Annotated in this window: 14 protein-coding genes; 3 read left to right on the top strand and 11 right to left on the bottom strand. The window is 44.2% G+C overall.

Features of this window, described 5'->3' with window-relative positions; genetic code table 11:
* Window positions 1-56 precede the first annotated feature (56 nt).
* Window positions 57-1,811: a bifunctional lysophospholipid acyltransferase family protein/GNAT family N-acetyltransferase gene (locus tag ABD960_RS01165; RefSeq protein ID WP_345329003.1), complete on the top strand. Its 1,755-nt coding sequence runs from the start codon at window positions 57-59 to the stop codon at window positions 1,809-1,811.
* A gap of 53 nt (window positions 1,812-1,864) precedes the next feature.
* Here the strand turns inward: ABD960_RS01165 and ABD960_RS01160 are convergent, their stop codons facing one another.
* The 10 genes from ABD960_RS01160 to ABD960_RS01115 form a co-directional block, all read right to left on the bottom strand.
* On the bottom strand, window positions 1,865-3,301 hold the full coding sequence (locus ABD960_RS01160; RefSeq protein WP_345329002.1) for a hypothetical protein: 1,437 nt from the start codon (window positions 3,299-3,301) through the stop codon (window positions 1,865-1,867).
* A gap of 90 nt (window positions 3,302-3,391) precedes the next feature.
* A complete protein-coding gene (locus tag ABD960_RS01155; RefSeq protein ID WP_345329001.1) occupies window positions 3,392-6,172 on the bottom strand; it encodes a TonB-dependent receptor in 2,781 nt (926 codons plus the stop codon).
* Between the two features lie 104 nt (window positions 6,173-6,276).
* Window positions 6,277-6,810: an Mpo1-like protein gene (locus tag ABD960_RS01150; RefSeq protein ID WP_345329000.1), complete on the bottom strand. Its 534-nt coding sequence runs from the start codon at window positions 6,808-6,810 to the stop codon at window positions 6,277-6,279.
* Between the two features lie 43 nt (window positions 6,811-6,853).
* Window positions 6,854-8,416: a ribonuclease Y gene (rny, locus tag ABD960_RS01145; protein ID WP_345328999.1), complete on the bottom strand. Its 1,563-nt coding sequence runs from the start codon at window positions 8,414-8,416 to the stop codon at window positions 6,854-6,856.
* Between the two features lie 223 nt (window positions 8,417-8,639).
* Complete coding sequence (locus ABD960_RS01140; protein WP_345328998.1) at window positions 8,640-8,930, bottom strand: cell division protein ZapA; 291 nt, start codon at window positions 8,928-8,930, stop codon at window positions 8,640-8,642.
* A 22-nt stretch (window positions 8,931-8,952) separates the two neighbouring features.
* Entirely contained in the window at window positions 8,953-9,243 is a 291-nt protein-coding gene (locus tag ABD960_RS01135) for a hypothetical protein (protein WP_345328997.1), read from the bottom strand.
* Window positions 9,244-9,352: 109 nt separating this feature from the next.
* Window positions 9,353-11,752: a phenylalanine--tRNA ligase subunit beta gene (pheT, locus tag ABD960_RS01130; RefSeq protein ID WP_345328996.1), complete on the bottom strand. Its 2,400-nt coding sequence runs from the start codon at window positions 11,750-11,752 to the stop codon at window positions 9,353-9,355.
* Window positions 11,753-11,857: 105 nt separating this feature from the next.
* Window positions 11,858-14,986: a PAS domain S-box protein gene (locus ABD960_RS01125; RefSeq protein WP_345328995.1), complete on the bottom strand. Its 3,129-nt coding sequence runs from the start codon at window positions 14,984-14,986 to the stop codon at window positions 11,858-11,860.
* A 6-nt stretch (window positions 14,987-14,992) separates the two neighbouring features.
* The gene (gene glyA, locus ABD960_RS01120; RefSeq protein ID WP_345328994.1) at window positions 14,993-16,279 is read right to left on the bottom strand and encodes a serine hydroxymethyltransferase; all 1,287 of its coding nucleotides are present in this window, start codon (window positions 16,277-16,279) and stop codon (window positions 14,993-14,995) included.
* Window positions 16,280-16,366: 87 nt separating this feature from the next.
* On the bottom strand, window positions 16,367-17,131 hold the full coding sequence (locus tag ABD960_RS01115; RefSeq protein WP_345328993.1) for a segregation and condensation protein A: 765 nt from the start codon (window positions 17,129-17,131) through the stop codon (window positions 16,367-16,369).
* Between the two features lie 140 nt (window positions 17,132-17,271).
* On the opposite strand from ABD960_RS01115, the gene dxs reads away from it, so the two are divergent.
* Entirely contained in the window at window positions 17,272-19,203 is a 1,932-nt protein-coding gene (gene dxs / locus ABD960_RS01110) for a 1-deoxy-D-xylulose-5-phosphate synthase (protein WP_345330070.1), read from the top strand.
* A 111-nt stretch (window positions 19,204-19,314) separates the two neighbouring features.
* The gene (locus ABD960_RS01105) at window positions 19,315-21,147 is read left to right on the top strand and encodes a glycoside hydrolase family 15 protein (RefSeq protein WP_345328992.1); all 1,833 of its coding nucleotides are present in this window, start codon (window positions 19,315-19,317) and stop codon (window positions 21,145-21,147) included.
* Between the two features lie 2 nt (window positions 21,148-21,149).
* Here the strand turns inward: ABD960_RS01105 and ABD960_RS01100 are convergent, their stop codons facing one another.
* A complete protein-coding gene (locus ABD960_RS01100; protein WP_345328991.1) occupies window positions 21,150-22,784 on the bottom strand; it encodes a gliding motility protein RemB in 1,635 nt (544 codons plus the stop codon).
* Window positions 22,785-22,798 lie beyond the last annotated feature (14 nt).

The following is a 22,798-nucleotide window of genomic DNA, read 5'->3' as shown; positions in this document are numbered from 1 at the left end:
TAAAATTGCGGATATTTAATTTTTTTTGTGCACGATTACCTGATTACATTAACTAAATGAAAATAATAACTACCGACGAATTCGCGAAAGCCACCAAGCTGGACAAGCTAAAAATGCCCGGACTTGCCTCGTTGCTGATGGAGTTGATGAAAATAAACCAGGTGAACGATTTGTTTGCCCAGGCTCAACCCAAACAAGGGCCTGATTTTGTTGACGCCATACTTGAGGGCTGCGGTGTTAACATTGAATATGATGAGGCCGATCTTAAAAACATACCGCGCGAAGGTGGCTTCATCGCTATTGCTAACCATCCGTACGGTGGTATTGAGGGCATGGTATTACTCAAGATGCTTTGTACGGTAAGGCCTGACGCCAAAATAATGGCCAACTTTTTGCTAAAAAAAATACCTAACCTGGCTGAATACTTTATCGCGGTGAACCCGTTTGAAAACATCGACCATTCATCGAGCATAAGCGGTTTAAAAAACACTCTCGAACTGTTAACCAATGGTACCCCTATCGGGATATTCCCGGCCGGCGAGGTATCAACTTTCCAGATTGACCAGCGTGAGGTTACAGATAAGCTATGGCATCCGGTGGTAGGAAAAATCATCGCTAAAGCAAAAGTACCCGTGGTACCTGTTTATTTCCATGGTAATAATGGCCTGATTTTTAATTTACTCAGCCTTATACACCCTACCCTGCGCACGGCTAAGCTACCGTCGGAGTTGTTCAACAAGCAGGGGCATACTATTAAGCTGCGCATTGGCAAGCCTATTCAGTACACTGATATCCCCGATAATAACAACAGTACTAAAGTACTAAGCTTTTTACGCGCTAAAACTTATGCCCTGGGTGCCGGTTTGGCCGAGGAGAAAAAACTGTTTAGTCCGAGTAACCTGTTCAAGATACGTAAAACGCCCGAAGAGATTGTAGCTGAAACAGACGCCACAGTGCTTGAAAAAGAGATATCGACTTTACGCCAGAAATACCGCTATGTGGCAGAGGGCAATTACGAACTATTTATTGCTCCCCCATCTACGGTGCCTTGCGTAATAAGGGAGATTGGCCGCCTCCGTGAAATTACTTTCAGAGAAGTGGGCGAAGGCACTAATAAAAAGATCGACCTTGATGAGTACGACATCTATTATCATCACCTTTTTATATGGGACATTGAGGCTAAGAAGATTGTTGGCGCATACCGAATAGGCCTGGGCGATGAGATATTTTACAGCATGGGCAAAAAAGGCTTTTATGTAGCCGAGTTATTCAAAATAAAATCTCAATTAATGCCGGTGCTGCGTAAAAGTTTGGAGCTTGGCCGGTCGTTCATCCGTAAGGAATACCAGCAAAAACCCATACCGCTTTTCCTGATGTGGAAGGGAATTTTTCGCTTTTTGGTTGAAAACCCACGTTACCGTTACCTGATCGGGCCGGTTAGCATTAGCAACTCCTTCTCCAAGCTATCAAAATCGCTCATTGTTGATTACATCAACCGCAATCACTTTGACCATGAATTGGCGCAGTATGTTAAACCGCGCAAAAAGTTTAAGGTTGACTTCTCCAGCGTTGATGCGGATATATTGAAAGGCGGCGAGGATAACTTTAAGATGCTTGACAGCATTATATCTGACATTGAGGTGCGCAGCATGAAGGTACCTGTATTGCTTCGCCAGTACATCGGCTTAAATGCCAAGATCATTTGTTTTAATATCGACCCTAAGTTTGCCGATTCGCTGGACGGCTTCCTGGTGCTTGACCTCGAAAAGGTTCCGCAGGAGATGCTGGAAAAACTTGCGAAAAGCTCATAACAAAAAAAGGGTTGGCAAAATTGCCAACCCTTTTTTATGTAGTTGTTATTTGATTATTTAACAGCGCCCGGAGTGGTATAAGCTGTTTTTTGAGGATCAAAGTTAGTCCAGCCAGCAGCCCAGTTCTCGGTACCAAAAGCACCACGATACTCAACTTTAGTAAAGAAATCGTTAGTTAGCTTAGTAGCTGTGAAGAGGGCGCCGGTTGCAGCGGCTTTGTCAGCTATAACCGTAAAGTTTGGTGTACCTGCATTAGCGTAATCTGATGAGAATTTGTAAGGATCAGTAATTACCGCATTAGCAAACAGTGCAGCATCGAAAGTGTTAGCCGCACGTAAAGCAGTTTCAAAATCAACTTTATTTTCACCTTTAACTTCGGCATTGCTTCTGTTACAACCGTAAATCAGGTTATTAGCAAATGCTAAACGACCGGCAAGGTAATTAGCTGTAGTAGCTTTTGCAGTAACAACTTTTGAGTCGTCAATGTAAATACCTTGAGGGAAACCAGCGAATACAGAGTTATAAATGCTGATAGCAGAGTTACGGCGTATTTGAGCAGCGTGTTGGTAGTTACCGTTAATGCTGTTAGAAGCGCTTACTGCAGGGCCGATGATAGTCATGTTTGAAAATACAGCTGAAGTTTGAGGAGCATCATTAGTTCCTGAACCATCGTTATCAGACTCAAAACCGTTAGAACCGGAAATATCAGCTAAAGTTGGATAGCGTTGAGCTAAACCAAACTGGATGTGACCTGAGTAACCATAATCTGTATCGAAGTCATCATCCCAAGTACCAATAGCTAATAAGTGTTTAGCGTTTACAGTACCACCAAACCACTCAAAAGCGTCGTCACCTGAACGGTAAACCTGAACATAATCAATTGTAGTACCTGCACCAACACCACCAAAAGTGATACCGTTTATTTCGTTATCAGGGGAGAATGCTACACCGGCATATTCAACACGTACATATTTTAATGTACCTGAATTGTCATTTGCGTCAGTACCGCCGTATTGGATATATTTAGCAGCATCACCCTTAGGATCAAGGCCGCCTTCAATTTTTACGCCTTCCGCTTTGTTAACAGGAGCTTTACCTAAAAGGATCAAACCACCCCAGTCACCAGCGGCACGTGCACCAGCAGGGAAACTTGAAGTAAACACAATTGGCTTATCAACAGTACCGGTGGCATTTATTTTTGAACCGCGGGTTATAGTTAATGTACCTAAAGTAACTTTATCACCTTTTATAATAGTACCCGGCTCAATAGTAAGCGTAGCGCCATTAGTTACAAATACGAAACCTTTTAAAAGATATATTTTGTCGGCTTTCCAAGTTGTATTTGCTGAAATATCACCAGTAACCTCAACCACGTCCGATGTCTCTTCGCCTCCGCCTGGAATTACCGGATCAATCGTGCTGTCTCTTTTGCTACAAGCGGTAACCAAAACCGATAGTGATAGAGCAAGAAATAATAATTGTTTTTTCATTTTTATCTTCTTTGAAATTTTCTGTAAAATTCATCCCGCTTTGTTAAATTACCGTTAATCGGTATTTAACAATAGGTTACCATATTGTTATTAGAATGTATAATTGAATGATAATGAAATTGTAGTACCCAAGTTGTAGCGCTTAAAGTCAAGATCACCACCTGCGGTATCATATTTCTTGTTACCATCTATATCATAGTAGAAAGCATTTTTTTGATTAAATATATCGCTGGCTGATAATTTTATTTCGCCTTTACTTTTAATAACCTTGTACCCTACCTGTAGGTCAACTACATCTCTCGGGTTCTCGTAAACACTTGGGAAGCGGGAACCACCGGCGTAAAATATCCTGCGGCCTAAACGGTTATAAAGTATGTTAAGTGACAACTTGTTGTTATAAGCCATATGCTGAATACCGCCGTTAATTACATACGGCGACTGGCCAACAAGCGGCCTTTCCTTTTCAATCGGGTTACCAATATCAGGATTGCGAACTTTTGAACGCGTTAACGCAAAGTTGGCGTACACGGTGGTATTTTTGTAGAATGGATTTTCGCTGATAAAATCGAGTGTTTTACGTGCTTCAAGTTCAAGTCCGTAAGCTTCTGCTTGCCTGTTGATGTACGATATTGTGGTAGTTGAATTAACGTCATCGATGAATGGCTCGATAGCATTATTAAAGTTTTTATAGAACAATGATACTGACATGATCTCTCCCGCAGAAGGGTAAAATTCGTATCTTAAATCGGCGTTGTCAATCAGCGTTCTTTTAAGCGTATTGTTACCAATCTGCGTAGCCAATATCTCATAATCATAATACGCGAAAGGGGCAAGTTCCCTAAACTCAGGGCGCGCCAATGTACGATAGTATGATGCCCTTAAGTTAGTTTTAGGGTTCAGGCTGTAAGTGAAGTTAGCCGATGGCAGGAAGTCAACATTATTCAACTCTGCGCGCGGCTGCGGCTGGCTATCATCTTTAGTACTCAGGCTAAGATCAAACTTTTCAACACGCAAACCGTAAACCGCCCTAAAATTTTCTGTTATCTTATTATCCAGCATTACGTAACCGGCGTTAGTCCAGCTATGGGCAGTGTAACGATCGTTGGGGTTGGGTATCTCGTCAAGTCTGTATAACCCGCTGTTTATCGCATTCTGGCCAAAAAGTGTTTCGATTGGGCGCTGACGAACATCCTCTGAATTTGGATTACTACCGTCAATCAGTAAACCGATAAAACGTGCGTTGAATGTACGATCACGATATTGTGATGATACACCAACTTTAAAGGTACTGGTTTGATTCCATAGTTTAACAGGCATTTTATAGTCCACCTTACCTGAATAAATATCTTCAGTTAAGTATGAGAATAACCTGGTGTTTGCTTTACCAAGCGTGGTAACGCTTGCTAAATAAGGATCGCCGGCATTAAATTGGGCGTAATTGGTTTTACGTTGATCGGGCTGATCGTTGATAATGTTACTGTAACCCAGGTTCCAGTTTATCTTAGCATTTTTCGAACCTATTTGGTGGTCGCCCTCAAGGGTGGATTTGAATAAGGCCTTTTGCACCAAGTCATAAGCGTAAAACTTATTATCAACTGTTGATGCATTTACGTTTGCACCTGTGCGGTAAGTAAACAGATCATCAAAAATACGATTATATAAGTTTTTAAATGTGATTTTGCTTTTGCCGTAAGTGTAACCAAAATTTAACAACGCACCAACATTGGTTTGAAAACGGTATTGATCATCGTTATAATCAAAACCATCATAGTTACGTCTGATATCAGGAGTTGTAGCCTCTGAATTACGGTAGGTTAAAGCGAATGTTGTACCCAAACGGTTTCCATTCTTACCTATGTCCGACACGTTACCCATGCTGAACTGGTAGCTTTGGTTTAAGAAAGCGTTTTTATTGTACACATTGTAATTATTGTTAAGAGAGTTGATAGCCTGAATATTTTGCGTGGCGTTCAATTGTCTTCTAACAATTTGATCGGTAGTAGGGAAATTGTTAAGCAATTTGCGTGCTCCTCCATCAAAACCAAAGTAATCGCTGGTATTGCGGTAACCGCTCTGAAAATTCTTAAATGTACTGAGCGAGTTATAGCTGTAACCGGCACCAAACGACATAAAGTTTTGATCAGGTATATCTTTGGTTGATATCTGTACCGTACCACCGGCGAAATCAGCAGGAATATCAGGCGTTGCTGTTTTTGTGATAACAATGTTATCAATAAGGTTTGAAGGTACAATATCAAACGAAAACGCCTTACGGTTAGCTTCGGTACTTGGTAGCGGGGTACCATCCAGCAATGCGTTGTTGTAACGATCGCTCAGGCCACGTACTACTACGAATTTATTATCCTGAATAGTAGTACCACTAACCCTTTTTAATACGTCACTTGTACTTCTGTCTGGTGTACGCCGGATAAGTTCTGAAGATATACCATCTGAAATTGAAGCATTGTTTTTTTGAACTGCATACAGTGATGCCACGGATGCTTGCTTATAGGTTGCTTTAACCACAACCTCGCCTAATGCATTTGAGGCCGATTCAGATAGTGTAACATCTAAGTTGGTAACCGCGTTGGCTTTAACCACAACATCAGAAATTGACTTGGTTTGATAGCCTACGTATTTAATCACTACTGCGTAATGACCAGGCGCTAAAGTAAGCGTATACTGGCCATCAACGTTAGTGGCAACACCTTTTGTAGTGCCTTGCACCATTACGGTAGCACCAATAAGAGTTTCACTTGTTTTTTGATCGATGATTTTACCGGCTATTTTCCCGGTTGACTGAGCAAATAAGTTACCTGCCGATAAGCTTAGCGTGAGCAGGACAACAATTAATGTAAATAATTTTTTCACTTGATCTGATTTTAATCAAGCGCAAAACTATTAACCCAATGTTAGCGGTATGTTACAAACACATTACCTTAATTTAGTATAAATGTTAATTAAATATTAACAACTTAAATATTCAGGCGCAATGGCTTTAATATGAGGTACCATAAATATAATGGCCCAATGAGCAGGTTTTGCAATCGTATTGATGTTGCTGGTTTCATTTGCTCAAAACCTTCAGCAATCATCATGGCGATAATACCTGCAATAGTTATGATTAGCGGCACTATGTGAAACGCCGGACCACCCGCTTGCTCCCAATGCTCGAGTTTAATGATAAAAAAACTAAACGCGAAATAAGTAAACAAGATGAAGTATGAAAGCACCGGCGACAGCCGATAATAACAAAATACACTTACAGCCAGCACAAAAGAAGCCCAATTAACAAAACCATTATACTGTCCTAAAAAATCAATGTGCGGAAATGGTATGGCCCAAACCAGTGCAAACAAGCCAAAGAATAGCAGAGGCGTGGCTATATAGCTAACGACTTTATTAACCGGATGCCGATGGGCAGCCTCATAAGCGACGAAAAGCTGCTGTACCTTGCGCTGAGTTTGAGCGTTGGATGATGATTTTCGTGCTGTATTATTTTTAGACACTGTAGTAAAAGCGAAAACCCTCTGCCAGGCAGAGGGTTTGTTATTATTTTGCGTAAGATACTGAACGTGTTTCCCTGATCACAGTTACCTTGATCTGGCCCGGATAGGTCATCTCGGTTTGTATACGGTTGGAAATATCTGCCGCCAATACTTCTGATTGTGCATCAGTTATTTTTTCACTTTCAACCACTACGCGCAGCTCACGGCCAGCCTGTATAGCGAAGGTTTTTTCAACACCCGGGTATGACAGTGCCAGGTCTTCCAGCTCCTTTAAACGTTTAATGTAGCTTTCAACCACCTCGCGGCGTGCACCGGGACGTGCGCCCGATATGGCATCGCACACCTGGATGATAGGCGACAACATTGAAGTCATCTCTATCTCATCGTGGTGAGCGCCTATGGCGTTACAAACTTCAGGATGTTCTTTATATTTTTCGGCCAGCTGCATACCCAAAATAGCGTGCGGCAGTTCCGGGTTATCATCAGGCACTTTACCAATATCGTGCAGTAAGCCGGCACGTTTAGCCAATTTTACGTTCAGACCTAATTCAGCCGCCATGGTAGCGCAAAAGTTGGCAACCTCTCGTGAGTGCTGCAGCAGGTTCTGTCCGTATGATGAACGGTAACGCATACGGCCAACCATACGGATCAACTCCGGGTGCAGGCCATTGATGCCCAAATCAATCACGGTGCGCTCACCTATCTCCACAATCTCTTCCTCTATCTGCTTTTTGGTTTTGGCCACCACCTCCTCAATACGGGCCGGGTGTATACGCCCGTCCGTAACCAGGCGGTGCATAGCTAAACGGGCAATCTCGCGCCTTACCGGGTCAAAGCCCGAAAGGATGATCGCCTCCGGCGTATCGTCAACAATAATCTCGATGCCGGTAGCTGCCTCAAGCGCACGTATGTTACGCCCCTCACGACCAATAATACGGCCTTTGATCTCATCGTTCTCTATGTTGAAGATAGAAACCGTATTCTCAATAGCTGCCTCTGTTGCGGTACGCTGTATAGTTTGGATAACTATTTTCTTAGCCTCCTTGGTAGCGGTAAGCTTAGCCTCGTCAACAATATCCTTAATTTGCGCCATGGCTTTGCTGCGTGCTTCTTCGCGCAGGTTATCTACCAACTGGTTCTTGGCTTCCTCGGCCGAAAGGCCAGCAATAGATTCCAATTGCTTAACATGCTCTTGCTTCAGCAAATCAACTTCTTCCTGCTTTTTTAAAGCGATCTCGGTTTGCTTTTCCAGATTTTTGCGCACATTGTCCAGTTCCTGCTCCTTGCGGTTGGCATTTTCCAGCTTGGAGTTAAGTGATTGCTCTTTTTGGCGGATGCCGTTTTCACGTTGAGAAAGGGCATTATTTTTTTGGTTTACATCCTGCTCATGCTCGGCTTTCAATACCAAAAATTTCTCTTTGGCTTCAAGCAGCTTGTTCTTTTTTAATATCTCCGCATTGTTCTCCGCATCCTTCAATATCTTTTTAACCTTGTTTTGTGCAGATACTTCCTGATCCTTAAACAGCTTGCGTAATAAAAAACGGCCGATGACGATGCCAACCCCGACACCAATCAGCAGCCCGATAATAACATATAAAAAATCCATTCTTTAAGTTTATAAAATAAAAAAACCGCAACTAAATCTTAAGTGTCATGTATTGAAAAACCTCTCATCAGATAATTGGGCCGGTGCTATCGTTAAATACACGAAGTAACGTATGCTTCCATTGGCACGCTGATATTGAAGCGTTAAGTTTTTAATAGTGAAACTCAAGACTTAACCGCGGCTAAATCTTAATTCGCTCATGATTATGTAAAGAACGTTATTACTACTTAGAGAAAAACTCGGTCAGTAACTGATCAAGCTGATAAACTTTATCGGCCACTTCGGTATCTTCCGCCGTGACTTTCTTCTCCGCCTTTAATGATGATGTAGCATAATGCAATACACACATCGACAGCAGATCTTGCTTATCTCTTACCGCATAATTTTCCTGGTACTCTTTTATACGGTCGTTAATCAATTTCGCTGCCCGCCTTATAATTTCCTCTTCCTCCATGTTCACCTTTAAAGGGTAAACTCTGTCAGCAATATTTATTTTTATGGAGATTTCTCCCATTTGAGCTATTCACATTTTTGCATTACTTTTTCAGCAATACAATACACTTGTCAATTTCCTGCACAAAGTCGTTAATTTTTTGCTTAATGTCAAGGCTTTTTTCATTTGTTTCTGAAAACGACCTGGCCACTTTCAATACACGAAGCTTCTCTTCAAGCTCCGCTGTTTTATTTTTACTGGTTGTTAACGCCACACTCAACGACTGATTTTCAAGCCGCATCAGGTCATTTTCCTCCTGCAGGGCAGCACAAAGTTCCATCAACCTTTCGGTTTTGTCAATAATCGAATTTAATTGTTCGCCTAATTGTGGCATCTTTTTAATTATTGATTTAATGAATTATGAGCGACTGATTTAATGAAGAGCTATCGATTGATGATAAAATCAATAATTCAATAAATCATTAACTCAATAACTGCAACTCTTACTTCCTAATCTCCGCTCCTACCTCTTTACCTAAATTAAGAATTAATTTTTGCATTATGGCATCAATGGCTTTATCGGTAAGCGTTTTTTCCGCGTCCTGCAAAATAAAGCTTACCGCATACGATTTTTTGCCCGCGGGTAGTTTATCGCCCTCGTATACATCAAACACATTTACTTCCTTAAGCAATTTACGCTCTGTCTTTTGTGCCACCTGCCTGATCTGTTCGAAGGTAACGGCTTTATCAACTAACATCGATAGATCGCGCCTTACAGCCGGGAATTTTGATACCTCCTGGTAAACGATGGTGTTTTTACGTGCCAGCGTTAATACCATATCAAAGTTAAAGTCGGCGTAAAAAACTTCCTTATCAACATCAGCCTTTTTTAGTGCCGCTGCCGCTACCGCGCCAAATTTAACCAGCGTTTTGTTGCCGCGGGTATATTGTAAGCCATAAGCAAATTCATTACCTTCAGCATCAGCCACTGCTATGTCTTTAACATTCAGCTTTTCAACAATACCATCAACAATGGCTTTCAGGTTATAAAAGGATACCGCGGTAACCTTGCTATTCCATTGTTCGGCAGTTTTAGCGCCGGTAATAAATACCGAAAAGCGCTGCACCTCGTTATACTTATCATCGGCCAGGCTATACACCTTGCCAAATTCGTACAGTTTCAGGTCGGCATTTTTACGGTTTTGGTTATAAGCAATGGCCTCTAAACCTGAATAAAGCAGCGTTTGACGCATCACATCAAGATCACTGCTCAGCGGGTTCAATATCTTAACCGCGCTATCCGGATCATCTGAATAGGCCGATTTGGTAAGCGAGTTTGATAATATCTCGTTAAATCCGTTAGCGGTCAGCAAATCCGACAACATATTTTGCACGGTATCGCGCTCCGGGCGTTGCGAGTTGTTCAACGATGCCCTGATTTGTGTAGGTATTTCAATATTATTGTAACCGTATATACGCAGCACCTCCTCAATTACATCCACCTCGCGGGTAACGTCAACGCGGTAAGGCGGCACTTTTAACGAAAGGCCTTCTGCTGTTTCGGCAACCACTTCAATATCCAACGCTTCGATAATGCTTTTGATCTCGCTGTGCGGAATATCCTTACCAATTAAACGGGTAGTATTTTTGTAAGATAGCTCCACTGCAAAAGGCTCAACCGGCGCGGGGTAGATATCCACCACGTCAGATGATATTTTACCGCCTGCCACTTCCTGTATTAGCAATGCGGCACGCTTTAAGGCATAAACTGTATTGTCAGGATCGGTACCACGCTCAAAACGGAATGATGAATCAGTTTTTAAGCCATGCCTTTTTGCCGTTTTACGCACCCATACCGGGTTAAAGTAAGCGCTCTCTAAAAAGATACTGTTAGTACCCTCAGTAACGCCCGAATCAATACCACCAAACACACCGGCAATACACATCGGCTCGGTTTCGCTGCAAATCATCAGGTCATCGGCAGATAGTTTGCGCTCAACACCATCAAGAGTTTTGAATGCTGTACTTTCGGCCGTTGTTTTTACGATCACTTTGCCGCCGGCTATCTTATCCGCATCAAAGGCGTGCAGCGGCTGACCCAGATCATGCAGTACGTAATTGGTAACGTCAACTATATTGTTGATGGAGCGTATGCCGATAACCGCCAGTTTTTCCTTCAACCATTTTGGCGATTCCTTAACCTCTACACCGGTAATGGTAACGCCGCTGTAGCGTGGCGCAGCCTCGCTATTTTCAACGCTTACATCAATAACCAGGCTATTATCATCTACTTTGAAAGCTAACACATCCGGTTTTTGAAGGCTGATCTTTAAAAAAGCGGCAATATCGCGGGCTGTACCCAGGTGCGACGCGGCATCGGCACGGTTTGGTGTCAGGCCTATTTCGTACAGGTAATCATCATTCAGCTTAAAATATTCTTTGGCGGGCGTACCTACCACGGCATCATCAGCCAGTACCATGATACCGTCGTGCGAGGCACCCAGGCCGATCTCATCCTCAGCGCAGATCATACCCTCAGAAAGTTCGCCGCGTATCTTTGATTTTTTTATGGTAAACGGATCACCCGAGACTGGGTATACCGTGGTACCTACGGTAGCAACAACCACTTTTTGCCCGGCAGCCACATTGGTTGCGCCACAAACAATATGCAGGTCCTCAGCGCCACCAACATCAACCGTAGTTACATGCAGGTGGTCTGAATTGGCATGGTCAGCACAGGTTTTTACATAGCCTATTACCAGCCCCTCTAACCCGCCGGGTACGGCCTGTACTTTTTCAAGGCTCTCCACCTCAAGGCCGGTACCTGTTAGTATCCTCGATATTTCTTCGGGAGTTTTATCGGTATTTATGAAATTTTTAAGCCAGTTATATGATATCTTCATTATGCCAGAAAGTGATAATCGGCAAAGATATAAAGATTTCGGTAGTGCGGGAGTGTTACCTTAACGGCTTAACAAATAATTGATGCCGGAATAATCCGGCACACGCTATTGCTTTTGATAGCGGCTCAGTTTGGTATAAAGTGTTTTTGGTTCAAAAGGCTTCAATATATAATCATTCATACCGGCCAGGCTAATGCGTTCTATCTCCGAGTTAAGCATAGAGGCAGTTAAGGCTATGATAGGCAGCTGCTGAAAATAAGCTTCGGATTTTGAACGTATAACCTGCGTGGCTTCCAACCCGCCCATAACCGGCATGTGAATGTCCATCAAAACAGCATCATACTGGGCAGACGATTCGATTTTCTCAACCGCTTCCTGCCCGTTTTCGGCAAAATCAGCTGTGGCGCCCCATTTCTTCAGCACTTTGTTAACCAATAACCGGTTTATCTGGTTATCATCAACTACCAACACATTTATATTTAATCCTGCTTCTACTGCGTTATCCATGTTGTTTCTTTCGCTCTCCGCTTTATCAAACGTTATTGTAAACCAAAATGTTGATCCCTGCCCCGGCGTACTGTCTACATTTATGCGCGAGTCGTGCAGTTCAATCAACCGCTTGGTTATTGGTAAACCTAAGCCAGTACCGCCATATTTACGTGTGGTATCAGACTCAGCCTGCTTAAACGATTCAAAAATAGTGCTTATTTTATCGTGCGCAATACCAATACCCGTATCAATTACGGCGAAACGTATGCGCACGGTTTTACTGTTTTGTTCAATTACCTTTAAATCAATAGTTACACCGCCGGTTGAGGTAAACTTAACGGAATTGCTTGCCAGGTTAAGCAATATCTGGCTCAGGCGCGTGGCGTCGCCCAGTATAAAATCCGGCACGGCTTCGTCAACCCGGTATTCTATGTAGATGTTTTTCTCGTGGGCTTTGTATTGTACCGAGCTGGTAACGCTTTTCAAAAGCTCGCGTATATTTACGTTAACCTTTTCAAGCTCTACGTTGCCGGTTTCAATCTTTGTAAAATCCAGCACATCGTTAATAAGCCTCAGCAGGTTTTCAGCAGAGAACTTGAGGATGTTCAGGTTTTCTTTTTGCGATTCGGACGGGCTATCCTCTATCAAGAGGTGCGACATGCCGATAACCGCGTTAAGCGGTGTACGCATTTCGTGGGTCAATACGGATATAAACATATCCTTTGCCCGGTTCAGCTGAATAGCCTCTTCCTTAGCGGCTATCAATTCCAGCTCTACCTTCTTTTTCAGGGTGATGTCGATAATTACCTCGATATATTTCTCAACCCGGCCAAGGTCATCCAGTATTACAGAGTTGATTACCGAGATCCACAGCGGCTGGCCATCCTTTCGGTAAATAAGCAGGTCAACCTCGAAAGATTGTTTGTTTTTAGACAGTTCACGGCTGCGTTCAATAATGCCAATGTCGGTTAGTTCACCCTTAACCAGGTCGCCCAGGTGTCGGCCACGAACATCATCTATGGCGTACCCGGTAATTTTTTCGAAACCGGTATTTACCCATTCCACATTGCCGCTGCTATCATTAATCACTACGCCACTGGTAATGCTGCTTGCCACAAGCGACAGCAATTTTAATTGCTGCTCTGTTTTTTTACGCTCGCTTATATCCACCATCACCCCTACGTGCCTGTGTACAGATCCGGTTTCGTCAAACAGCGGGTTGTTTGATATCCAAACCCATACCGGTGTACCGTCTTTGCGGTATATTTTTAGCTCTACCTCATACGGCCGGTTTTCGTCGATTGCCTTTTTTGCAGCTATGAATACCGACATATCGCTTTCTTCGCCAAGCAGCATGGTACCAAACTGCTTACCTTCCATTTCGGCAAAGGTGTAGCCCGTTAGGGTCTCCATCGTTTCGTTCATCCACATCACATGGCCGTTGGCATCGCGTATTAAAATGCCGCCCGGTGATTTACGCGCGGCGAATGACAGGATATCCAGGTCATGCTCTGCACGCTTACGGTTATTGATGTTGATTATTACACTGATATACTTTTCAACGTTGCCGTCGGCATCATAAATTATAGAGTTGGCTACTTTAACCCACAAATCGTTGCCGTCTTTCCTGGTCATCAGCAAGTCAATCTCATACGATTGCCTGCTATTCGTCAGCTCATCCAGATGTGGAATCAGCTGATGCCCTTCACCCTGCCTCAATATTACGCTTCGCAGCCGCCTGCCAGCTACATCGGCCAGGTTAAAGCCTGTTATGGTTTCAAAGGCGCTGTTTGTCCACACCACATTGTCGTTAGCGTCACTAATCACCACGCCGTTACTGATTTTGCTGGCCACCAGCGAAAGCTCCTGTAACTCCTTGCTTAATTTTATGTGGTGGGTAACATCACGGCCGCTGGCATACCATTTATCATCATTAAAAGTGAGCGACCAGCTTATCCATTTCCTTTCGCCCGAGCGGGTATTCACCTGGGTTTCAACCTCTACAGATCGTTTTTGTCGATTCAACGCTTTACGCAGCACGGTAAGCGATTGCTGCTTACTTTCTTCAACGTAAAAATCCCAGATGGGCCTGCCTATGGCTTCTTCAGGTTTGTAACCCAAAACCGGCTCAATGGCTTTATTAATCAGTTGCAGTTTAAAATCCTTATCCATGATGCAGTGCATCTCAGACGAGGTATCAAATAAAGTAAAAAATTCCTGGTGGATCTTCAGACTTTGTTCAAGCTCCTTTTTTTGTTTGCGGAGGATGAGATGCGACATTACCTCATCTGCAAGCGTTTTAAGCGCTTCCTTTTGCTGATCAGTTAAGTGATGCGGAACGCTGTCAATAACGCAAAGTGACCCTAAGCGGTAACCGTCCGGATCAATAAGCGGTGCGCCCGCGTAAAACTTTACGTTGGGCGCGCCGGTTACATAAATATTGTCTTTAAAGCGTTCATCAGCAGTAGCGTCGGTTATTTCGAGAATATCATCGCGCATGATGGTGTGGTTGCAAAACGCGTCTGAACGAAGGGTTTCCGTACCATCAATACCAACTTTTGATTTAAACCATTGCCGTTGTTCGTCAATCAACGTTATCAGCGCTATAGGCGCGTTGCAAATGTATGATGCAAGGCGTGTTATAGCGTCAAACTCCTTTTCGGGCAGCGTATCCAGAATTTGGTATGACGCTAAGGCTAATAAACGTTCTTGTTCGTTGTCCGGAAATAGTTTGATATTCGTCACTTATAGTTATTCTATTCCCTTTTCGCGGTATAAAGGGTAATCCGCCATTAATTTATGTACTTTTTTACGTACTTTCTTTAAAGAATGTTCGTTTTCAGGGTCAACAATTACAGCGTCTATAAGTTCTACAATCTCGTCCATTTGTTTTTCTTTTAAGCCACGGGTGGTAATGGCAGCAGTACCAACACGGATGCCCGAGGTTACAAACGGTGATTTATCATCAAACGGAACCATATTTTTGTTCACGGTGATATCGGCAGCCACCAAAGCGTTCTCGGCAGCTTTACCGGTAATGTTTTTATTACGCAGATCAATCAGCATCAGGTGATTATCTGTACCGCCTGAAATGATCTGGTAACCACGGTCAACAAACGCTTTAGCCATAGCCTGGGCGTTCTTTTTAACCTGAACAATGTATTTCATATAACTATCGCTCAGCGCTTCGCCAAAAGCAACAGCCTTAGCCGCGATAATGTGCTCCAGCGGACCACCTTGCGTGCCGGGGAAAACAGCCATATCCAGCAGTGACGACATCATGCGCACTTCGCCTTTAGGTGTTTTATGGCCCCATGGATTTTCAAAATCCTTGCCCAGCATAATCAGGCCGCCGCGCGGGCCTCGCAATGTTTTGTGGGTGGTAGTAGTAACAATATGGCAATGCGGCAGCGGATCAGTTAATAAACCACGCGCAATTAAGCCCGACGGATGTGATATATCAGCCAAAACCAGCGCGCCGACTTTGTCAGCCACGCTGCGGATAAACTCATAATCCCAATCGCGCGAGTAAGCCGAAGCCCCGCAAACAATCAGTTTCGGTTTTTGCTCAAGCGCTACCCTTTCAAGCTGTGCATAGTCAATTAAACCAGTTTCTTTATCAACACCGTAAAAATGCGGCTCATATAGTTTGCCCGAAAAGTTAACCGGCGAACCATGCGTAAGGTGGCCACCATGAGAAAGATCAAAACCCAATATTTTATCGCCGGGCTGAAGGCAGGCCAGCATTACAGCTGCGTTAGCCTGTGCGCCCGAATGCGGCTGTACGTTAACCCATTCGGCGTTGAATAATTGCTTGGCACGCTCAATAGCGATGGTCTCAATCTCGTCAACTATCTGGCAGCCGCCATAATAACGTTTGCCCGGCAGGCCTTCGGCATATTTGTTGGTTGCTACCGAACCGGCGGCTTCCATCACCTGGCGGCTCACAAAGTTTTCTGACGCAATCAGTTCAATGCCTTCTTCCTGGCGTTGCTGTTCTTCATCCAGCAGTTTAAAAATTACTTTATCTCTTTTCATGTGTTAGCTAAAAAACGCCCCTAAGTTAGTTATAAGATGTTAGATATGAGCTTTTAGTTTGATATAAGCCGCCGATGATTTAAACCTTTAAGCTATATCAGCATCTGTGCCGCTTTTGGGTGATATCCAGAAATTATTATATCCTAAACCTATTTGTATATCTATCAGTTCCTGCTGCAGCATCTCCAGCATGGCTAAAAAATTATAAACAAAATGTACCTTATTTTCTGAACTGGCAGCCATTGCCTTGAAATCAAGCCGCTGGTTGATCCTGAGCAGGTCATCAATCGCCTTTTTCTGCTGCTCTATGGAGTAAGGGTATTGCACCACCGTGTGCTTTACCTCTTCGCTGCGGCTCATAAAATTTTTCATCACCCGCTCGTAAACCACCATGAGGCGGTACAAGGTAAGTTCGGTAAGCTCCTCGCCGGGTAACGCGGCTTTTTCCATCCCCTCAACATCTACCTTTATGTTGCCGCGTTTCTCCTGTTTAAAACGCTCGTCCTCAAGCGGGCGTAACTCTTCGCACAAATCCTTAAAGCGTTTATACGCTATCAGTTTACGTATCAGCTCTTCCTTGGTATCAATTTCATTGCCCTGCTCGTCGGTTTCATGACGGGGCAGTAGCATTTTGGCTTTGATGCGCATCAGCGTAGCGGCTACAAATATAAATTCGCTGGCCACTTCCATATTCAGGCTGGTAAGGTGGTGTATATATTGTAAAAAATCGTTGGTAATGCGGGCAATGGATATGTCGTGAATATTAAGTTCGTCGCGCTCGATGAAAAACAGCAGCAAATCAAACGGGCCTTCAAACTGTGGTAACTTTATTTCGAAATAATTTTCGGTCATAACCTGTTCAAAATTAGTTAAATTGAAGCTTTTACGCCATACGCGCTAAATTATTTAAAACAATTATATGTTGCGGCTTGTCCTGTTTTTTATCATATTATTTCACGTAATTTGCAGGTTAAATATTCTAATTGATGTCGATGCAGGTACCGGCAGGTAATTTGTTGGAAAAAATCAACAATCCTTCTGATTTAAAGCAATTTAGCGAAGATGAACTTGAGCAGGTATGCCAGGAGCTTCGCCAATATATTATTGATGTAGTATCAGTAAACGGCGGGCATTTTGCCGCCAGTTTAGGTGTGGTTGAGCTTACCGTTGCCCTGCATTACATCATGAACACCCCTTACGATCAGTTGGTGTGGGACGTTGGTCACCAAGCTTACGGCCACAAAATATTAACCGGCCGCCGCGATGTATTTCATACCAACCGTGTTTACAAAGGCATCAGCGGTTTCCCTAAACGCGGCGAAAGCGAATACGATACCTTTGGCGTTGGCCACTCCTCTACTTCCATATCAGCAGCATTGGGTATGGCTGTGGCATCGCACTACAAAGGCGAAACGGACAGGCAGCATGTGGCCGTTATCGGCGATGGTGCCATGACCGCCGGCCTGGCCTTTGAGGCCTTGAATCATGCAGGTATTGAAAACTCAAACTTGTTAGTGATCCTGAATGACAATAACATGTCTATCGACCCGAACGTGGGCGCTTTAAAGGAATACCTGACCGATATTACCACCTCAAAACCATACAACCGTTTCAGGGATGATGTGGCAAGTGTACTTTCCAAGCTATCATCAGTTGGTCCGGACGCTTTTAAACTGGCAAAAAAACTGGAGAAAAGCATTAAAGGCACTCTACTTAAAAAGAGCAACTTTTTTGAGGCGCTTAAGTTCAGGTACTTTGGGCCGATTGACGGGCACGATGTTAAACATCTGGCAAAAGTACTGCGCGACCTGCGCGATATACCCGGCCCTAAGCTATTGCATTGCGTTACCGTAAAAGGCAAAGGTTATGCATTGGCCGAGAAAGATCAGACCAAATGGCATGCCCCGGGCTTGTTTGACAAGATCACCGGCGAAATTAAAAAAACATATTACGAAAAACCGCAGCCGCCCAAATACCAGGATGTGTTTGGCCACACCATTATTGAGCTGGCCGAGCAGAACCCTAAAATAATGGGCATTACGCCGGCTATGCCATCAGGATGTTCGCTCAACCTGATGATGAAGGCGATGCCTGAACGCGCGTTTGACGTGGGCATTGCAGAGCAGCATGCCGTAACCTTTTCGGCAGGTTTGGCAACGCAGGGTTTAACACCGTTCTGTAATATCTACTCCAGCTTTATGCAACGAGCGTTTGACCAGGTGGTGCATGACGTAGCTATACAGAAACTCAATGTAGTGTTCTGTCTTGACCGTGCCGGTATTGCCGGTGCCGACGGGCCTACTCACCATGGCGCTTATGACCTGGCATATATGCGCTGCATACCGAACATGATCGTATCGGCGCCAATGAACGAGGAAGAACTGCGTAACCTAATGTATACTGCCCAGCAGGAAAACATGGGGCCATTCACCATACGTTACCCCCGCGGCAACGGTGTCATGGTTGACTGGCAGCGCCCGATGAAAGCCATTCCGGTAGGTAAAGGCCGTTTAGTTACTGAGGGTGACGATGTAGCCATTTTGACCATTGGCACTATAGGTAACGAAGCCGCGAAGGCAATTAACGAGTTGAACACCGAGGGTTACTACCCTGCACACTATGACCTACGCTTTGTTAAACCGTTAGACGAAAGCCTGCTGCACAGCGTTTTCCAAAAGTTTGATAAGGTAATAACCGTAGAGGACGGCTGCCTTGAGGGCGGTATGGGCAGCGCGGTGCTGGAGTTTATGGCCGATAATGGTTACAGCGCCAAAGTAAAACGCCTGGGTATGCCTGATGCCGTGATTGAACACGGCGAGCAACCCGAGCTCTGGGCCGAATGCGGTTACGATGCCGCGGCAATAGCCACACAGGTAAGGTTGATGGGTATAAAAAAAGATACTACACACACCATAGCGTCATAAAGCAAAAGGAGCGGCAATTACCGCTCCTTTGTTGTTTAAACACGCGTAAAGGTTGTAACGCTAAACCTTTAATGCTATATGCGGTTATCCTTATAAAAATAGCTATACCGCATGGAGCATAACAAACGCCCCTACCAGCCTATCGAAAACTACGGGATAATAGGCAACATGAAAACCGTTGCCTTGGTTTCCCGCAATGGGTCGATAGATTTTATGTCGTTCCCGAGGTTTGACTCGCCTACCATATTTGCCGCTATGCTGGATGAAAATAAGGGCGGCTATTTCTCCATCGAACCACAACTGGAAGATTATACCACGCGCCAGTTATACATACCCGGTACCGCGGTTTTGCTCACCCGTTTCTTCTCTGAATATGGCATTGCCGAGGTTACCGATTATATGCCCATCACAGGCGATCCGAAAGGTTCGGTATGCGCTATCGTAAGGCGTATTAAAACCATCAGGGGTAATATCAGCTTTCGTATAAATTGCGTTCCGCGTTTTGATTATGCTAAGGCTGAACATGAAGTTGAAGCCCGCAGCGACAACGAACTGATATTTACCAGCATTAATGACGGTAATGCCAAATTACGCCTGATTGCCGACTTTGACCTTACCATTGACCAACAGAGTGGCTGCGCTGATATAACCATCAGTGAATCAAACAGCGCTGTTATTGTGCTGGAATCTATAAAATCCGGCGATGAGGAACAACTGCGCGACATCAGCCATTATATTGATAATACATATGGCGATACCATTAACCAGTGGCGCAAATGGCTTAATAAGGCTGCTTATAAAGGCAGGTATAGTGAGGTGATCTATCGCTCTGCAATCACCCTAAAACTGCTTACTTCTGCAGAATTTGGTTCGGTAGTGGCGGCCCCGACTTTTGGACTGCCTGAAACCCTTGGCGGTAACCGTAATTGGGACTACCGTTTTACCTGGATACGCGATGCTGCGTTTACCATGTACGCGTTTTTGCGTTTAGGGATGAATGAGGAAGCCACAAAATTTTTAGAATGGATATATGAGCTCTGCAAGGACAACAACCTGCAGTTGCTGTATGGTATTGATGGCACCCGTACGTTATCTGAAAAGGAGCTTAATCATCTGGATGGTTACAAAAGCTCAAAACCCGTACGCATAGGTAATGAAGCAGCTGAACAAACCCAGCTGGATATTTATGGCGAGCTGATTGATACCATTTACATCTACAATAAATCATATAAACCCATCACATTTGAATTTTGGAGCATCATCCAAAAGCAGGTAGAACACGTTATTGAACGCTGGCAGGAGCCAGACCATGGCATATGGGAAATTCGTAACATGAAACGAGAGTTTTTACATACGCGTTTAATGTGCTGGGTAGCTATGGACAGGGCGATCAAGATAGCCGAGAACCGCTCATTCCCATATCCCGAAAACGAATGGAAAGCCGTACGCAATGAAATTTATAACGACATCTACCACAACTTTTGGAATGACGACCTGCAGGCCTGGGTACAGTATAAGGGCGCAAACAATGTAGATGCAAGTGCCCTGCTGATGCCGCTTACCCATTTTATATCGCCCCTGGAGCCGAGGTGGCTATCAACCATGAAGGTGATAGACCGCGATCTTCGTTTGGATGTGCTCATCTACCGTTACCGTAACCATCTCGAAAAAATTGACGGGCTGGATGGTGAAGAAGGAACGTTTAACATGTGCTCCTTTTGGTTTATTGAGGCACTGGCCAAAAGCGGCGAGGTTGACCGCGCTGTTGAAAATTTTGAAAAAATGATGGGCTACGCCAATCACCTCGGATTGTTTAGCGAGGAGCTGGGTAAACGCGGTGAGCACCTGGGCAATTTCCCGCAGGCGTTTACACACCTGGCGTTAATAAGCGCGGCGGTAGAGCTGGATAAACAACTAAGCCGAATACACGGCTTTAACCTGTAAGTTTAGTTAGCCATTATAGGGTTGCGGGTTTTAAAGCTGGCAAGGTCATTATAAAAGCTGCGGAATGAGCTACGCAGGCCAATAGTGATCATGCCGGTACGGCTTTTAAACTGGTCATTAATATCGTCACGTATCAGGCCGCCCAATTCAATGCGCAGGTTATATTTGGGGTTAAGCAGGTATGCTACCCTGCCTTCAAGCAAATACATGTTGGTGGTAAGCCCCTGCCCGATCCAGTTGCCGGTCAGGCGCGCAGGCTCGCGGTAATTGTCAAAAAGGTTTTTACCGTAATTAAGGCCGTTTACGTCCAAACCATAACGGCCAAAGTCAAACTCTCCCGAGAAATCAAACCTTTTGTAAGAGTAATTTAACAAGCCGACCACTTCCCTGAAATTAGCGCCCCAAGGGTGCGCAAGCGATTCGCTGTTACCGGTATAATTGATAGCTGAAAAGCGCTCCGAGAATGTATATGGCGTAATGGTATTAGTTTCGAGCAGATAGTTAAGCCCTTGCACGTTAAACAAGTTCGCTCCGCGTACGCCTAATTGCCAACCAAACTTGTTGCGCGAGCTGCCATTGCCGGAGAAAAAGTTATCAGCCTCAAATTCGTCGAGCATAAACTGGCCATAAGCCGTTAAATTATCGGTAAACTTATATTTACTTGTAAAGCCGATCACTGCGTTGTCCGGAGAGCCGCTTGATGCTTCTATTGGGCGCAAAAATATAATCGGGTTGATGTATGAAAAATCAAAGCCGCGCGTATGGCCTGCCTCATCTTCATTAGCCCATACTATGGCATCAAAAAATCCTAATGATAAGCGGTTGCTCACATTCCAGTCTAAAAAGTGAAAAGTCCCCCATTTACGTCGGTTATGTGTGTAATCGTTCAGGTTAGGGTTCATCGGGTCGCTAAAGTTTGACCACATGGCCATATAACGTACATTACCCAAAGTGCCCGTTAGCCTGAAATAAGCAGCCGGCGACGCATAGTCAGATAATAATAACGAGCGGTAACCATCGCCTATGAAGGTACGGTCACGGCCGGCTGAAATGTTCAGATATTTGACTGGCGTATAGGATATGTTTGCTGTGATAAAAGACCAATCCTTAGTATCACTGTTCGAGCTCCTGTCATAAGCCTGACCGGGCACGATACCAACCTGGTTAATATAGGTGGTTAAATATTCCGGAAATAAAGCCCGGTTTAAAAACCCGCTTACATTGTATGATACCTTATTGCCAAAGGTACCGCCAACTTGCAAACCTACCGATGTTATACGCGTAGTGCGCTTGAACTGCCTAAAATCACGGCCAACAACCAGGTCAGGCAGCAGATCGGCGTAAAAGGTGCTGTTATCGTTTTTTACATCTATCTGGTGCTCGGTAAATAATTTACGGTAACCGGCGCCATGTTCTCCATCACTGCCATAGTTCATTATCGAATCGTAACTGCGGCGCAGCAGGCTGTCATCAACCAAAAAGGGTTTTAGCGCACTATGTACACGCGTTTTAGTTGAGTATACATCGGCATTTAACTTTTGATAGAACTGGTATGAATACGGCTGATAAACTGATTGCGCCTTTGTTAAGGTGACTGATGATATAATGAAGAATACAAGCGTAAATATTTTTTTCATTTGAGGCTTATGTT

The organism is Mucilaginibacter defluvii (assembly GCF_039543225.1).
Lineage (GTDB): Bacteria > Bacteroidota > Bacteroidia > Sphingobacteriales > Sphingobacteriaceae > Mucilaginibacter > Mucilaginibacter defluvii.
The sequence above is the reverse complement of the archived record's forward strand: the minus strand, read 5'-3'. Positions and strand labels throughout refer to the sequence as shown.